Annotated in this window: 17 protein-coding genes; 6 read left to right on the top strand and 11 right to left on the bottom strand. The window is 67.7% G+C overall.

All coding sequences use genetic code 11. From position 1 onward, the window contains the following. Positions 1-77 precede the first annotated feature (77 nt). Both mutM and mutY read left to right on the top strand, forming a co-directional pair. Entirely contained in the window at positions 78-905 is an 828-nt protein-coding gene (gene mutM, locus FPJ27_RS33500) for a bifunctional DNA-formamidopyrimidine glycosylase/DNA-(apurinic or apyrimidinic site) lyase (protein WP_034179065.1), read from the top strand. 24 nt (positions 906-929) lie between these two features. Beyond that, a complete protein-coding gene (gene mutY / locus FPJ27_RS33495) occupies positions 930-2036 on the top strand; it encodes an A/G-specific adenine glycosylase (RefSeq protein WP_072444685.1) in 1107 nt (368 codons plus the stop codon). A gap of 104 nt (positions 2037-2140) precedes the next feature. Here the strand turns inward: mutY and FPJ27_RS33490 are convergent, their stop codons facing one another. From FPJ27_RS33490 to kdsD, 11 genes are all read right to left on the bottom strand, one after another. After that, a complete protein-coding gene (locus FPJ27_RS33490; RefSeq protein ID WP_072444683.1) occupies positions 2141-2776 on the bottom strand; it encodes an LON peptidase substrate-binding domain-containing protein in 636 nt (211 codons plus the stop codon). 27 nt (positions 2777-2803) lie between these two features. Further along, a complete protein-coding gene (gene rapZ, locus FPJ27_RS33485) occupies positions 2804-3712 on the bottom strand; it encodes an RNase adapter RapZ (RefSeq protein ID WP_034179062.1) in 909 nt (302 codons plus the stop codon). A gap of 75 nt (positions 3713-3787) precedes the next feature. Then, entirely contained in the window at positions 3788-4756 is a 969-nt protein-coding gene (gene hprK, locus FPJ27_RS33480; protein ID WP_006483133.1) for an HPr(Ser) kinase/phosphatase, read from the bottom strand. 129 nt (positions 4757-4885) lie between these two features. Further along, positions 4886-5398 (bottom strand): PTS sugar transporter subunit IIA, encoded by a 513-nt coding sequence (locus tag FPJ27_RS33475; protein WP_034195643.1) that lies wholly within the window; start codon positions 5396-5398, stop codon positions 4886-4888. A gap of 196 nt (positions 5399-5594) precedes the next feature. Next, positions 5595-5954 carry a ribosome-associated translation inhibitor RaiA gene (gene raiA, locus FPJ27_RS33470; RefSeq protein WP_006477786.1) on the bottom strand — a complete coding sequence of 120 codons (360 nt, stop codon included), beginning with the start codon at positions 5952-5954 and terminating at the stop codon, positions 5595-5597. Between the two features lie 159 nt (positions 5955-6113). Then, positions 6114-7619: an RNA polymerase factor sigma-54 gene (locus FPJ27_RS33465; protein WP_072444681.1), complete on the bottom strand. Its 1506-nt coding sequence runs from the start codon at positions 7617-7619 to the stop codon at positions 6114-6116. 160 nt (positions 7620-7779) lie between these two features. Continuing rightward, positions 7780-8556 (bottom strand): LPS export ABC transporter ATP-binding protein, encoded by a 777-nt coding sequence (lptB, locus tag FPJ27_RS33460; RefSeq protein WP_072444679.1) that lies wholly within the window; start codon positions 8554-8556, stop codon positions 7780-7782. After that, positions 8553-9218: a lipopolysaccharide transport periplasmic protein LptA gene (gene lptA, locus FPJ27_RS33455; RefSeq protein WP_072444677.1), complete on the bottom strand. Its 666-nt coding sequence runs from the start codon at positions 9216-9218 to the stop codon at positions 8553-8555. Before lptA ends, lptB begins: the two co-directional genes overlap by 4 nt. A 20-nt stretch (positions 9219-9238) precedes the next feature. After that, complete coding sequence (gene lptC / locus FPJ27_RS33450; protein WP_072444675.1) at positions 9239-9853, bottom strand: LPS export ABC transporter periplasmic protein LptC; 615 nt, start codon at positions 9851-9853, stop codon at positions 9239-9241. A gap of 3 nt (positions 9854-9856) precedes the next feature. Continuing rightward, entirely contained in the window at positions 9857-10393 is a 537-nt protein-coding gene (locus FPJ27_RS33445) for an HAD family hydrolase (RefSeq protein ID WP_072444673.1), read from the bottom strand. After that, complete coding sequence (gene kdsD / locus FPJ27_RS33440; RefSeq protein ID WP_034179055.1) at positions 10393-11376, bottom strand: arabinose 5-phosphate isomerase KdsD; 984 nt, start codon at positions 11374-11376, stop codon at positions 10393-10395. The genes FPJ27_RS33445 and kdsD overlap by 1 nt, the downstream gene beginning before the upstream one ends. 126 nt (positions 11377-11502) lie before the next feature. Here kdsD and FPJ27_RS33435 point away from each other — a divergent pair, with 126 nt between their 5' ends. From FPJ27_RS33435 to FPJ27_RS33420, 4 genes are all read left to right on the top strand, one after another. Beyond that, a complete protein-coding gene (locus FPJ27_RS33435; protein ID WP_072444731.1) occupies positions 11503-13509 on the top strand; it encodes a monovalent cation:proton antiporter family protein in 2007 nt (668 codons plus the stop codon). A gap of 77 nt (positions 13510-13586) precedes the next feature. After that, the gene (locus tag FPJ27_RS33430) at positions 13587-14153 is read left to right on the top strand and encodes an adenine phosphoribosyltransferase (protein ID WP_072444671.1); all 567 of its coding nucleotides are present in this window, start codon (positions 13587-13589) and stop codon (positions 14151-14153) included. A gap of 26 nt (positions 14154-14179) precedes the next feature. Next, positions 14180-14794: a LysE family translocator gene (locus FPJ27_RS33425; protein ID WP_204424573.1), complete on the top strand. Its 615-nt coding sequence runs from the start codon at positions 14180-14182 to the stop codon at positions 14792-14794. Between the two features lie 5 nt (positions 14795-14799). Further along, on the top strand, positions 14800-15654 hold the full coding sequence (locus tag FPJ27_RS33420) for an NUDIX hydrolase family protein (RefSeq protein ID WP_034179052.1): 855 nt from the start codon (positions 14800-14802) through the stop codon (positions 15652-15654). Positions 15655-15658 lie beyond the last annotated feature (4 nt).

Raw genomic sequence — 15658 nt, 5'->3', positions numbered from 1 at the left:
TTCGATGTTTCAACCGATTGTAACGCGCTCGCTACAATACACGCACGATCGTGAATCCAGCCTCAGACCCGTATAACATGCCAGAGTTGCCAGAAGTCGAAGTCACGCGCCGGGGCATCGAGCCCTTTGTCGCGGGCCGCCGCGTCGAGCGTGTCGACGTCCGTACCGCGATGCTGCGCTGGCCCGTGCCGGCGGGGCTCGCCGAGCAGTTGCGCGCGCGCGAGGTGCTCGCGGTCGAACGTCGCGGCAAGTACCTGCTGTTCGAGGTCGACGCGGGCTGGTTCATCGTCCATCTCGGCATGACGGGCACGCTGCGCGTGCTGCCCGCGGCCGGCGTGCCCGTTGCCGCGAAGCACGATCACATCGACTGGATCTTCGACGAATTCGTACTGCGGTTCCGCGATCCGCGCCGCTTCGGCGCCGTGCTGTGGCACCCACGCGAAGCGGGCGACGTGCATGCGCATCCGCTTCTCGCGAGCCTCGGCGTCGAGCCGTTCTCGCCGGCGTTCACCGGCGCGCTGCTGCATGCGCGCACGCGCGGTCGCACGGTGTCGGTGAAGCAGGCGCTGCTCGCGGGCGACATGGTCGTCGGCGTCGGCAACATCTATGCGTCGGAGAGCCTGTTTCGCGCCGGCATCCGGCCGACGACGGCCGCCGGCAAGGTGTCGCTGCCGCGCTACGAGCGGCTGGCCGACGCGGTGCGCGCGACGCTCGCCGATGCGATCGAGCGCGGCGGCAGTACGCTGCGCGATTTTGTCGGCAGCAACGGCGAAAGCGGCTATTTCCAGCTCGACTGCTTCGTCTACGACCGTGCCGGCCAGCCTTGCCGCGTATGCGGCACGCCGATCCGCCAGATCGTGCAGGGCCAGCGGTCGACCTATTTCTGTGCGACCTGCCAGCGTTGAAACCTTTTTCCGCGATTAGATAACTTGAAGCCGCCCCGCATCGCCCCCGCTCCGTTCCCCGTCACGCCGCTGCACCGCACGTTCGCCACGCGCCTGATCGCGTGGCAGCGCGAGCACGGCCGCCACGACCTGCCGTGGCAGAACACCCGCGATCCGTACCGAATCTGGCTGTCGGAAATCATGCTGCAACAGACCCAGGTGTCGACCGTCATCCCGTATTACGCGCGCTTTCTCGAACGCTGCCCCGACGTCGCCGCGCTCGCGGCCGCGCCGGTCGACGACGTGATGGCGCTGTGGGCGGGGCTCGGCTACTACTCGCGCGCGCGCAACCTGCACCGCTGCGCGCAGGCCGTCGTCGCCGAGCACGGCGGCGCGTTTCCGGCGACGCCCGACGCGCTGGCCGAACTGCCGGGCATCGGCCGCTCGACGGCCGCGGCGATCGCGTCGTTTGCGTACGGCGCGCGCGCGACGATCCTCGACGGCAACGTGAAGCGCGTGCTCGCGCGGGTGTTCGGCGTCGAGGGCTTTCCGGGCGAGAAGCGCGTCGAGAACGACATGTGGGCGCTTGCCGAATCGCTGCTGCCCGATGCCGCGAACGCGGCGGACGTGAGCGCGTATACGCAGGGCCTGATGGATCTCGGCGCGACGCTGTGCGTGCGCGGCAAGCCCGATTGCGCGCGTTGCCCGTTCGCGGGCGACTGCGTCGCGCAATCGACGGGCCGGCAGCGCGAACTGCCGGCCGCGCGGCCGAAGAAGGCCGTGCCGACGCGCAAGACCTGGATGCTCGTGCTGCGCGACGGCGACGCCGTGCTGCTCGAGCGGCGGCCGCCGGCTGGCATCTGGGGCGGCTTGTGGAGCCTGCCGCAAGCCGACGGTGATGCGGCGCTCGCGGAACTTGCGCAGGGCTTCGGCGGCGGCGGCCCGGTGCCGCTTGCGCCGTTCACGCACACGTTCACGCATTTCCGGCTCGAGATCGAACCGCGGCTGAGCGACATGGCGGACGGCGGCGGCCTGCCGTCGCAGGCACGGGACGCGGAGACCGCGTGGGTGCCGCTGAGCCGGCTCGATGCGTACGGCGTGCCGGCGCCCGTGCGCAAGCTGCTCGATGCACTGAGCGGGCCGCTGCTGTAACGAACAGGGAAGGGCGCGGGCCGCGCGCCCAAGAAAACGCCGGGCCGCCCCAGGTTTTCATGCTCCCTCGGGGGCTGGGCCGAAGCCACGGGTCCTGGGGACACTCACAGCCAGCCGTGCCGGTCGAGCACGTGGTGCACGGCGTCGATGCGTGCGCCGACGTCCGGAAACTCCATCAGCTTTTGCCGCGCGCGCAGGTCGAGCGGCAGCAGTTCCGAGAGGCGGTTCGACACCCAGCTGGGATCGTCGAGACGAAACGGTTCGCCGAACGGCAGCTTGCCCGGCTCGGATTTCTTCAGCGCGTCGATGATGCGCTCGAGCACCTCGGCGCACGAGCCGAACTGTGCGAGCGCCTGCTCGCCTTCGAGCGGGATGTCGTCGGGCAGCGGCTCCGCGATGCCGACCAGCAGCCCGTTGCCTTCGACGCGATACGACAGCAGTTCGAAACGCTGCGTGCCGACCGCCTGCAGATACAGCATCCCGAATTCGCCGGTATCGCACTCGGTGATGCGCGCCATGCAGCCGATGGTTTCGGGCACCGACACGGCGCCGTCCTGTGCGACTTCGGGCCCGCTCTTCAGCAGGCACACGCCGAACGGCGCGTCGTCGCGCAGGCACGCGCGGGACATGTCGAGGTAGCGTGCCTCGAACACCTTGAGCGGGAGCAGGCCTCCCGGAAACAGCACCGTGTGCAGCGGAAACAGCGGCAGGTCGATCAGGGTGGTCGATAGGGAGGACATGGCGCGCGGGCGTTGGGGCGGGTGTCGCTAGGGTCGGTCGACCTCGGAGACGAGCCGCGACGACGCGTCGACATCCACGGGCGCGTCACGATGCCGCACGATCACGTTCGCCTCGTGCGCGAGGCGCGCGGCGAGCGTTTCCGCGATGAACACCGAGCGATGCTGGCCGCCGGTGCATCCGATGGCGACGGTCAGGTAGCTGCGGTTGTCATCGCGGAAGTGCGGCAGCCATTTCAACAGGAACGCATGGATGTCGTCGATCATCTGGTGGACGATCGGCAGTGCGTCGAGAAAGGCGATGACCGGCTGGTCGAGCCCGGTGAGCGGGCGCAACTCGTGGTCGTAGTACGGATTCGGCAGCGCGCGCACGTCGAACATCAGGTCGGCGTCGAGCGGTACGCCGCGCTTGAAGCCGAACGACTCGAACATCACCATCAGGTCGTTGTTCTTCTGCTCGATGAAGCGCTTGACCCACGTGCGCAGCACGTTCGCGCGCAGCGTGCTCGTATCGATCTGGTGGCCGAACTCGGCGAGCGGCGCGACGAGGTCGCGTTCGCGCTCGATCGCTTCCTCGAGCGACGACAACAGGCCGACGTCCGCATCGTGCGACAGCGAGCCGGAGAGCGGATGGCGGCGGCGCGTTTCGGAGAAGCGCTGGATCAGCGCCTGGGTGCTTGCGTTGAGGAACAGCACGCGCACGTCGTGATCGCGCGACAGCTCGCGGATCAGGCCGGGCATTTCGTCGAGCGATGCGCTCGAGCGCGCGTCGATCGCAACCGCGAGCCGGCGCTGGCCGTCCTGGGCGAGGTAGCGGGCGAGTTCGGGGAGCACATGCGGCGGCAGGTTGTCGACGCAGTAATAGCCTGCGTCTTCTAGCGCGTTCAGCGCGACGGATTTGCCTGAGCCGGAGATGCCGGTGATAAGGACGATGCGCATGGGAAGCAGAGAATCCTGACGTTTCATCATAGCACCGGCTCGACGCGTCGGCGTTGCGCAGCCGGCGCGTGCGGGTTACACCAGTTTGCCGGGGAACTGACTGTCGGGATCTTGCATCGCGAGTCGTTGCCGATCCATGAAATCGCGCAACGTGTCGATTCCGCGCAACTGCAGGATCGTGTTCCGGACGGCGGCCTCGACGAGCACCGCGAGGTTGCGGCCGGCCGCGACCTGGATCGTGACCTTGCTGATCGGCAGACCGAGCACGTCGACGGTCTGGCTTTCGAGCGGCAGGCGCTGGAATTCGCCGTCGGGGCGCCGCACGAGCTGGACGATCAGCTTCAGCTTCATTTTCCGCCGCACGGCGGTTTCGCCGAAGATCGTCTTGATGTCGAGCAGGCCGAGGCCGCGCACTTCGAGCAGGTTTTGCAGCAGCGGCGGGCACCGCCCTTCGACGAAATCGGGGCCAAGACGGACGAAGTCGACCGCGTCGTCGGCGACGAGGCCGTGGCCGCGGCTGATCAGTTCGAGGCCGAGCTCGCTTTTGCCGAGGCCCGAATCGCCGGTCAGCAGCACGCCCATCCCGAGGATGTCGAGGAATACGCCGTGCAGCGTCGCGCGCGGCGCGAGGATGCGGGACATGTAGAGCCGCAGGCTGTCGATCACCGCGGCGGCCGACATCGGCGTCGTGAACAGCGGGGTCGACGAGCGCGTGCAGCGCAGCACGAGTTCGGGCGGCGCCGCGGCGCCGCCGGCGACGACGAGGAACGGCGGTTCGAGCGCGATCAGCTCGGCCATGTGGCGCGAGCGGTCTTCGTCGGTCTGGCGCTGGTAGTAGTCGATTTCGGCTTCGCCCAGCACCTGGATCCGGTTCGGGTGGATCAGGTTCAGGTGGCCGACGAGGTCGGCGCTCGACGTCGCGTTGCCGACCGTGTCGGCCGAAAAGCCGCGTTCCCAGCCTTCATGCCCCGTCAGCCAGCTCAGTTTCAGCGTGGCCGCGTTGTCGTCGAAGATGCTCTGGGCGTTGATGCTGGACGTATCCATGACTTTCGTCACTCCAATGGGCCGGTGCATGCGCGCGGCGACGGACGTCGCCATGCCGGGCCGGCGCCGGGCGGCCCTGGACGGCGGCGCGTGCCGCCTCGTACGGGAAAATATTCCGCCCGGATCAACTCAAGGTTGCCACTGAGTGAGCAGGCGATGCAACTCGGCGATATCCGTTTCGTTGTGCAGACGCTCACGCGCGTCGCGATCGGACAGCAGTTGCGCGATTTCCGACAGGATTTCGAGATGCTGCTGGGTGGCTTGCTCGGGGACGAGCAGGAAAATCAGGAGGCCGACCGGCTGGCCGTCGGGCGCTTCGAACGGGATCGCATCGGCGAGCCGGACGAACGCGGCGAGCGGGTGCTTGAGACCCTTGATGCGCCCGTGCGGAATCGCGACGCCTTCGCCGAGCCCGGTCGAGCCGAGGCGCTCGCGCGCGAACAGGTTGTCCGTGACGGTGCTGCGGGCGATGCCGTTCTGATTCTCGAACATCAGCCCGGCTTGTTCGAACACGCGTTTCTTGCTGGTGACCGAGAGGTCGATGACGACGTTCTCTATGGGCAGGATTTTGGCTAGGCGATTCATGTTGGCAGGCGATTGGGCGGCCTGGGGTCTCCTTGCGGCGGCAGACTGATTTTCCATGTTCGGCGATATCAAGGCATTTGGTATCGGCAACCTGCAACGCAGCTACCGCACCCAACGCCCCCCGGCGATAACCGGGACATTATAGAGCACAGCCGCGTGCGTGGCGCAGCATGGACGGACCGGTCGCACCCCGGGCGCGGAGTCGCAAAAAAAACGCCCGGCGAACCGGGCGGCGTGCGTGTTGCGGTGACGGTTATTGCGGCGGCAGTTCGATCTGGTCGATCGACGGTTGAAGTTTGATCGGGTCGTGCGCGTGCGTTTGCAGGCGCTCCATGTGCTTGACGACCTGGCGATCCAGCTTGTCGATCAGCAGATCGATCGCGGCGTACAGGTTGCCGTTCGCGCTCTCGACGAAGATGTCCTTGCCCTTCAGGTGCAGATTGATTTCCGCGCGCTGCTGCTTGTCCTTTTCCTTGTGATTGTCGACCGAGAGGATCACAGTGCCATCGATCACCTGATCGCTATGCCGTAGCACCCTGTCCAGCTTGGTGATCACGTATTCGCGAATTGCAGGCGTGACTTCGAGATGATGTCCACTGATCTTCAGGTTCATAGTGCTTCTCCAAGCGAGTGACCACCCGGCCGCATCGAGGCGGCGCTCCGGCCGACTTGCCCGTGCCGCACAGAGGCGGTGTATCGCGGACAGGTCGCCCGGCCTGTTCCCCGTGTGCGCGGTGGCCGGAACACGCCTGCCGCCGGGCAGGCAGCAGGCCTAAAGAGACTTGCGCAGATTCACTGCCGGGATCTTGAGGGCTTCGCGATATTTGGCAACCGTGCGGCGCGCGACCACGAAACCCTGTTCTGCCAGCAGCTCGGCAATGCGGCTGTCCGAAAGTGGCGATTTTGGGTCTTCAGCTCCTATCAGTTGCTTGATGAGGGCTCGGATGGCTGTCGACGAGGCGGCGCCACCGGTGTCGGTCGAAACGTGAGATCCGAAGAAGTACTTAAATTCAAGCGTCCCGAACGGGGTCAGCATGTACTTCCCGGTTGTCACACGGCTGACAGTCGACTCGTGTAGGCCCAGCGTATCAGCTATTTCCCGCAAAACCAAGGGGCGCATGGCAATTTCACCGTGCGCAAAGAAATTCTTCTGACGCTCGACAATAGCCTGTGCGACACGCAGGATCGTGTCGAAACGCTGCTGGATGTTTTTGATCAGCCAGCGTGCTTCCTGAAGCTGCTGTTTCAGCGAACCGGTCGACGGATCGCCGCGGCTGTTGCGCAGGATGTTCGCGTAGAGGTTGTTGATCCGCAGGCGCGGCACGACCTCCGGATTGAGCTCCGCGAGCCATCCCTGGCCGGCCTTCTTCACGATGATGTCGGGCACGACGTAGTCGGCCTCGGCCTTGCCGTACGCGGCGCCGGGGAACGGCTCGAGCGAGCGGATCAGCGCGTGCGCGTCGCGCAGCGCGTCGTCGCTCGCCTTCAGGTGCTTGCGCAATCGCGTGAAGTCGCGTGCGGCGAGCAGTTCCAGATGCTGCGACACGATCTCGAGCGCGAGCGTGCGCGTCGGGGACGGATCGAGGCGCAGCAGCTGCAGCTTCAGGCATTCGGATGCCGAGCGGGCGCCGACCCCGGCCGGGTCGAAGCTGTGCAGCAGCGCGAGTGCCGCGTTCAGTTCGTCGCAGTCGATCTCCAGCTCGGGCGGCAGGTCGGCGAGCACTTCGTCGAGCGTGGCGGTCAGGTAGCCGTCGTCGTCGAGCGATTCGATCAGGAACATCACGAGCGCGCGATCGCGCGGGCCGGCCTGCGTGACGCGCAACTGTGCGGACAGGTGGTCCCGCAGCGACGTCGCGGCTTCCTGCACCTGCAGCGGCGGGAGGTCGTCGTCGTCGGACGCGCCGCTCGAGCGGCCGAATTCGTCGAGATTCCATTGCGGGCCGTCGTTGCCGTCGCCGGACGCGTAACCGTCGTATTCGTCCGCGCCGGCCGGTTCGTCGCGCTCCGCGCGATCGCCCGACGTGCTGCTGCTGTTTGCCGGGGCCGGCTCGGTATTCTGGCCGGAAGGCGTCTGCGCGATCAGCGATCCGTCCGACGCGACGCGCAGCGGGCTCACGATCCATTCGTCGTCGTTCTCGAGCAGCGGGTTCTGCGCGACTGCCATCGCGACTTCCTGCTGCAATTCGAGCGTCGACAACTGCAGGAGCCGGATCGACTGCTGTAGCTGCGGCGTCAGCGCCAGATGTTGCGACAGGCGGAGTTGGAGGCTGGCTTTCATGGCAAGGAGGGAGTCATACCGGCAGTTTGCCACGACCCAGGCGCGTTGAGCCATCCGCGATTACGCGCGGCGCGCCGCCCGGCCGCGGGCATGGCCGCGAAGCGGGGCGCGGCCCCGCGCGGCCATGCCGGGCGGGGTGCAGCCAGCCACGAGGAGGAAGTTACATGCGGAAGTGCTCGCCGAGATACACGCGGCGCACGCTTTCGTTTTCGATGATTTCGCTCGGCGCGCCGGCGGCGAGCACCGAGCCGTCGCTGATGATATAGGCGTGGTCGCAGATGCCGAGCGTTTCACGGACGTTGTGATCGGTAATCAACACGCCGATGTTGCGCTGCTTCAGGAACTTGACGATCTTCTGGATCTCGAGCACCGCGATCGGGTCGACGCCGGCGAACGGTTCGTCGAGCAGGATGAAGTTCGGGTTGGTCGCGAGCGCGCGCGCGATTTCGACCCGGCGTCGTTCGCCGCCCGACAGCGACAGCGCCGGGTTCTCGCGCAGGTGGCCGATCTGCAGCTCGTCGAGCAGTGCTTCGCTGCGCGACGAGATCGCGTCCTTCGACAGCCGCTTGCCGTCTTCGCCGTATTGCAGCTCGAGCACCGCGCGGATGTTTTCCTCGACGGTCAGCTTGCGGAACACGGACGCTTCCTGCGGCAGGTACGACAGGCCGAGCGACGCGCGCTTGTGGATCGGCAGCAGGCTGATCGAGCTGCCGTTCAGCGAGATCTCGCCAGCGTCGAGCGGCACGAGGCCGACGATCATGTAGAACGACGTGGTCTTGCCGGCGCCGTTCGGGCCGAGCAGGCCGACGACTTCGCCGCTCTTCACGTCGAGCGACACGTCCTTGACGACCGTGCGCGAGCCGTAGCGCTTCTTCAGGTTGCGGACGACGAGCGAACTCGTGGTGCCGGCCGGCTGGCGGTTCGGTAGCGCGTTCATTGGCCCGGCGCTCCCTGGATCGTGGTCGACGGCGACAGCTTCGCCGGCGCGCCGGTCAGCGGCGCGGGGCCGCCGTTCTTCGGCGACAGCATCGCGCGCACGCGGCCGTTCGGGTTGCCGGGCGCGGCGATGTCCTTGCCGCCCTTCGCGGTGTAGAAGTCGCGCTGGCCGTCGTACGTGATCACGCTGCCGTGCACCGTGTCCGCGACGGTCGACGTGCCCTGCAGGCGGCGTACGGTCGCGGCGGTCGTCAGCGTGGTCAGGTCCTGCTTGCCGTCGTAGTCGATGCGCTCGGCGTCGCCGTCGATGTATTCGTCGAGGCCTTCGCGCTTCTGGCGGAACGTCGCGTGCTTCTTGCCGCTGCCGAACGACGTCGCGTACTGATAGCCTTCCGGATCCTGGCGCACTTCGACGCGATCGCCCTTGATGATGATCGTGCCCTTCGTGATCACGACGTTGCCGGTCGCGACCGTGACCTGCTTCAGGTCGTCATAGGTCAGGTTGTCGGCCTCGACGTTGATCGGTTTGTTCTGGTCGGCCTTCTCGGCATGGGCGAGCGGCGCCAGCCCGATCAACGGGAGCGCCACGAGCGTCGCGGCGAGCGCGGCGCGGACGGCGCGCGCAGCGCCGCCGGAAATCTGTCGAGGGAACGGTTCGTTCATGCAGTCACGTGAGGGAAGCGTCACTTGGGTTGACCTTTCGAGCCGCCGGACGTGTCCGCCGCGGCGATCGTGCCGCGCACGTTGCCGTAAAGCTCGATGACCCGGGTGACGTTGTTGTACTTCATGCCGTCGGTCGCGTTGACGAGCGACAGGCCGCGCTGAAGTTTAACCGGCTTTTCGGTCTGGATCACATCGTCATTGACGAAGATCCGGAAATGCTGGGAATCGGCCTGCATTTGCGGATCGCCGCCGCCGGCCGCGCGCAGGATGCGCGCGTCGTCGTACAAATCGACGATCGACACGTCGCCGTTGACGGTGCCGCGCTTCGCGGTGGTCGTCACGACCGGCTTGCCGGGCTGGAATGCGCGCATGGCCGGATCGGCCAGGTCGCTGTTTTCGGTGTCTTCGTAATGGACCAGCTTCGCGGCCGTCAGCCGGTACTGCGTCGTGCCGGACTGGTCGAGTTCGGTAACCGAGAAGTTGTCCGCGAAATAGTCGGGCGTATGGCGCTTCGGCTGCGCGATGCCTTCGCCCGGCGGCGGCAGCGTCGCCTGCAGCAGCCACCACGTGATGCCCGCGAGCGCGGCGACCGCGGCGAGCGGCAGCAGCTGGGTCCAGCGGAAATGCGTATTCATCCGTCAGGCTCCGCAGGCGGCCGCGAGCAGCGCGTCGTAGCGGCGCTGAGCGCGCAGGATCGCGTCACAGACTTCGCGCACGGCGCCGTGGCCGCCGCGGGCCTCGGCCACCCAGTGCGCGCGGGCGATCACGTCGGGGTGCGCGTTCGCGGGCGCGGTCGCGAAGCCGCAGCGCAGCATCACCGGCAGGTCGGGCCAGTCGTCGCCCATGTAGCCGCACGCGTCGGCGGTGAGGCCGAGCGATGCGATCAGGTCGGCGAACACCGCGAGCTTGTTCTCGACGCCCTGGAACAGGTGCGCGATCTTCATTTCCTTCGCGCGCGCCGCGACGATCTCCGAGCGGCGGCCCGTGATGATCGCGGTCGCGATGCCGGCTTCGCCGAGCAGCTTCACGCCGTGGCCGTCGAGCGAGTTGAACGACTTCATCGCGTCGCCGGCCGCGGTAAACAGCAGGCCGCCGTCGGTCAGCACGCCGTCGACGTCGAAAATCATCAGCTTCACGCGGCTCGCGCGTTCGGCCGCAGTCAGCGCTGCGCTCATCAGATCACCTTCTTCGAAAACAGGTCGTGCATGTTCAGCGCGCCGATCAGCGCGCCGTCGGCATCGACCACCAGCATCTGGTTGATCCGGTGGCGCTCCATCAGTTCCACGGCCTCGACCGCCAGGTGATCCGGCCCGATCGTGCGCGGGTTGCGCGTCATCACGTCGGTGATCGGCAGCGTGCGGAAGTCGCCGTCGCGCGCGAGCACGCGGCGCAGGTCGCCGTCCGTGAAGATGCCCGCGACCTTGCCGTCGGCGTCGACCACGGCCGTCATGCCCAGGCGCTTCGCGGTGATCTGGAACAGCGCGTCCGACAGCGTCGCGTCGAGCCCGACGGACGGGACGTCGTCGCCCGAGCGCATCACGTCGCGCACGTAGGTGAGCAGGCGCCGGCCGAGCGCGCCGCCCGGGTGCGAGCGTGCGAAATCTTCCGAACCGAAGCCGCGCGCGTCGAGCACCGCGACGGCGAGCGCGTCGCCGAGCGCGAGCGCGGCGGTCGTGCTCGCGGTGGGCGCGAGGTTCAGCGGGCACGCTTCCTTCGAGACCGCGGCGTTCAGGTTCACGTCGGCGAGCGTGCCGAGGCTCGACTCCGCGCGGCCCGTGATCGCGATCAGCTTCGCGCCGATCCGCTTGACGAGCGGCAGGATCGCGACGAGTTCTTCCGATTCGCCGGAATAGGAGATGCCGATGAAGACGTCGTCGGAGGTGACCATCCCGAGGTCGCCGTGGCTGGCCTCGGCAGGATGGACGAAGAAGGCCGGCGTGCCGGTGCTGGCCAGCGTTGCCGCGATCTTGCGGGCAATATGCCCCGATTTGCCGATACCGGACACCACCACGCGGCCGCGGCAGCCGAGCAGCAGCGCGACGGCCTGGACGAAGCCGCCGTCGAGCTGGTCGCGCAGCGCGCGCACGGCGTCCGCCTCGATGTCGAGCACGTCGCGGGCGAGCGCGAGCGCCCGATCATCATTGATTTTCGCTATCATGCGCGGAGTATAGCAAAGGCGTTTGTTCGCCGCGCCGGGCCTTCGGACTCGTCCGATGTCGCCTATCCCACGCTACGCCATCGCGCCCGCTTCGCGGTGGCCCCGACGAACGAGGACGCTTCGCCCGTGATTTCCCCGCTCGAAATGACGCTCATGCTGCTGCTGGCTTCGGTGGTGGGCGTCGTCGTATTCCGGTCGCTGAACCTCCCGCCGATGCTCGGCTACCTGACCGTCGGCATCCTGGTCGGCCCGCACGCGCTCGGGATCGCGGCGGATCTCGAGCGCGCCGAGCATCTCGCGGAATTCGGCGTGGTGTTCCTGATGTTCTCGATCGGCCTCGAATTCTCGCTTGCGAAACTGAGGTCGATGCAGCGGCTCGTGTTTGGTCTCGGGCTGCTGCAGGTCGTCGCGACGCTTGTGCTCGCGCTGCTGCTCGGCGCGCTGTTCGAGCGCTGGGTGCACATCACGTGGCAGGGCGCCGTCGCGCTCGGCGGCGCGCTCGCGATGTCGTCGACGGCGATCGTGTCGAAGATGCTTGCCGAACGTCTCGAGATCGAGACCGAGCACGGCCGCAACATCTTCGGCGTGCTGCTGTTCCAGGATCTCGCGGTCGTGCCGCTGCTGATCGTGATCGCCGCGTTCGGCGCCGAATCGTCGAAGGATCTCGCGCTGACGCTCGGCTTCGCGGCGGTCAAGATCGTGATCGCGCTCACGCTGCTGCTGGTCATCGGCCAGCGCTTCATGACGCGCTGGCTCAACGTCGTCGCGCGGCGCCGCTCGCAGGAGCTGTTCGTGCTGAACCTGCTGCTCGTCACGCTCGGCGCCGCGTTCATCACCGACAAGTTCGGCCTGTCGCTTGCGCTCGGCGCGTTCATCGCTGGGATGCTGATCTCCGAGACGCCGTTCCGCCATCAGGTGGAGGAGGACATCAAGCCGTTCCGCGACGTGCTGCTCGGCCTGTTCTTCGTGACGACCGGGATGCTGCTCGATCCGCGCGTGATCTGGGAGCATCCGTTGCTCGTGCTCGGCTTCTTCGTCGGGCAGATCCTGTTCAAGGGGACGATGATCGCCGGGCTCGCCCGGCTGTTCGGCGCGACGCCGGGCGTCGCGATGCGCACGGGCATCGGCCTTGCGCAGGCCGGCGAATTCGGCTTCGTGCTGCTGAACCTGATCCTCGACCGCCATCTGGTCGATTCGACGCTGCTGCAGGCGATCCTCGCGTCGATGCTGCTGTCGATGCTCGCCGCGCCGTTCCTGATCCAGAACGCCGACCGGATCGTGATGCGGCTGTCGTCGACCGAATGGATGCAGCAGTCGCTGCAGATGACGCGGATCGCGACGCAAAGCCTGAAGCAGCGCGGCCACGTGATCATCTGCGGCTACGGCCGCGCGGGCCAGAACCTGGCGCGCATGCTCGAACAGGAAGGCATTTCGTATGTCGCGCTCGACCTCGACCCGGACCGCGTGAGCGCGGCCGCGGCAGCCGGCGAATCGGTCGTGTTCGGCGACGCGGCGCGCCGCGAGTCGCTGCTCGCGGCCGGTATCCACCGCGCGGCGGCGGTGGCGATCACCTATGCGAACACGCCGTCCGCGCTGCGCGTGCTGCACCACGTGCACGAGCTCGAGCCGACGCTGCCCGCGATCGTGCGCACCGTCGACGATGCCGATCTCGAGAAGCTGCTCGCGGCCGGCGCGACCGAGGTGATTCCGGAGATCGTCGAGGGCAGCCTGATGCTCGCGTCGCATACGCTGGTGCTGGTCGGCGTGCCGATGCGCAAGGTCGTGCGGCGCGTCGAGGAAATGCGCGACGAGCGCTACAGCCTGCTGCGCGGCTATTTCCGCGGCGCGGACGACGCGGACGACGACGACCACGAGCAGGTGCGGCTACAATCGGTGCCGGTCGATGCGCGCGCGGACGCGGTCGGGCGCTCGCTGGAGGAACTCGGGCTGTATGCGCTCGGGCTGGAAGTCACGGCGATCCGCCGGCACGGTATCCGCGGCGTCGAGCCCGATCCGCAGACCAAGCTGCGCGCGAGCGACATCGTCGTGCTGCGCGGGCTGCCCGAGGCGCTCGCGCTCGCGGAGGAGCGGCTGTCGCGCCATCGGCGCGATCCGCCGGCCGCGGCCGCGTGAGCGCCGATTCAATAACCCGACCCGTATTTTTCGAAACGGTGCCCGATCTTCGCGCACCGTTTTTTTCGGAGAGTTTCATGCCGCATTCGTCGTCGGGCGCGCCGCTCGATCCGGTCGCCTTCATCCACAGCCAGATCCGCACGGTGCCCGACTGGCCGCAGCCGGGCGTGATGTTCCGCGACATCACGACGCTGCTGCAGAGCCCGAAGGCGCTGCGCATCCTCGTCGACCTGTTCGTCGAGCGCTATGTCGACGCGAAGCTCGACTACGTCGCGGGCCTCGATGCGCGCGGCTTCATCATCGCGCCGATCGTCGCGTACGAGCTGAGCGCCGGCTTCGTGCCGATCCGCAAGGTCGGCAAGCTGCCGTACAAGACGCGCTCGGAATCGTACGACCTCGAATACGGCAGCGCGACGGTCGAGATCCACGAGGATGCGTGCCGCCCCGGCGACCGCGTGATCATCATGGACGACCTGATCGCGACCGGCGGCACGATGATGGCGGGGCGCAACCTGCTGCAGCGGCTCGGCGCGGTGGTCGTCGAAGGCGCGGCGATCATCGACCTGCCCGATCTCGGCGGTTCCACGCTGCTGCGCAACGCGGGACTGCCCGTCTATACCGTTACCGAATTCGCCGGCCATTGAACGCCGGCTTACACCGCGAGGTCAATATGCCCAACTTCATGCTGTTTCTCGCCACGTCGATCGCGATCACGTTCGCGCCGGGGCCCGACAACCTGCAGGTGCTCGCGCGCGGCATCTCGCAGGGCCGCGCGGCCGGCTTCGTTGCCGCGCTCGGCTTCACGGCCGGGATCCTGTTCCACACGACGCTCGCGGCGCTCGGCGTCGCGGCCGTGCTGCGTTCGTCGCCGGTCGCGTTCGAGATCCTGAAGCTCGCGGGCGCCGCGTACCTCGTGTGGATCGGCATCAAGGCGCTGCGCAGCCAGGGCCTCGCGAATGCGCACGCGCGCCCGCCGCAGCCGCTCGGCACGATCTTCCGGCAGAGCGTGATCGGCAACCTGATGAACCCGAAGGTCACGCTGTTCTTCGTCGTGTTCCTGCCGCAGTTCGTCGATCCGCACGGCGCGCAGAGCGTAACGCTGCAGATGTTCGAGCTCGGCGCGCTGTTCATGCTGCAGACGGCCGCGATCTTCTCGCTGTTCGGCGTCGGCGCCGGGATGATCGGTGCATGGCTGAAGCGCCGCCCGAAGGCCGGCGTGTGGCTCGACCGGATCGCCGGCGCGACGTTCATCGCGATCGGCATCCGCGTCGCGCTGAAGGACTGACGGCAATGACGTTTCCGTGCATCGCGGCCGCGCGCCGCTTCGATCCGGCCGCGCACCTGCGCTTCGAGATCGCCGGCCAGGCGGTCGGCTGGGTGCGCCGCCAGGATGTCGCGAAGCTTGCGCGCTGGCCCGACGTGTTCGAGCTGACCGGCGAGCGCGTCGTGCTGTCGGCGCGCTACGACTCGGTCGACGCGCGCAGCATGGCGCTGGCGAGCGCGATCGGCGCGCTCGCGGCCGAAGGCGCGATTCCCGGCTGGCGCGACGAGATCTACGCGATCCGCAATCGCTTCGACGATGCGCCGCTGGCGTATATCGAGCGCGCCGCGTCGCGGTTCTTCGGGACGCAGACTTATGCGGTGCATCTGAACGGCATCGTAGAATATGCGGCTACGCCAGCCGCGGCCGTGCCGCAGATGTGGCTCGGCCGCCGCAGCGCGACCAAGGCAACCGACCCCGGCATGCTCGACAACGTCGTCGCGGGCGGCATCGGCTGGGGCCTGGGCGTTCACGAGACGCTCGCGAAAGAGTGCTGGGAAGAAGCCGGCATTCCGGCCGAACTCGCGGCACGCGCGATCGCGGGCCGCGCGGTGCAGGTGCTGTGCTCGCTGCCGGAAGGCACGCAGTCCGAACTGATCTTCGTGTACGACCTGCCGCTGCCGCACGACTTCGCGCCGCGCAACCAGGACGGCGAAGTGGCCGAGCATCTGCTGGCCGGCGTACCCGAGGTGATCGGCTGGCTGCGCGAAGGCCGCGCGACGATGGACGCGAGCCTCGCGACGCTCGACACGCTGCTGCGCCATCGCTGGCTGACGGCGCAAGAGGCGGCAGGCATCGACGCGCTGTTCGCACCGGCCGCGTGACGCG

Origin of the sequence: Burkholderia sp. MS455 (assembly GCF_016899445.1) — a bacterium.
Lineage (GTDB): Bacteria > Pseudomonadota > Gammaproteobacteria > Burkholderiales > Burkholderiaceae > Burkholderia > Burkholderia pyrrocinia_C.
This window is presented reverse-complemented; position numbering and strand designations above follow the sequence as displayed.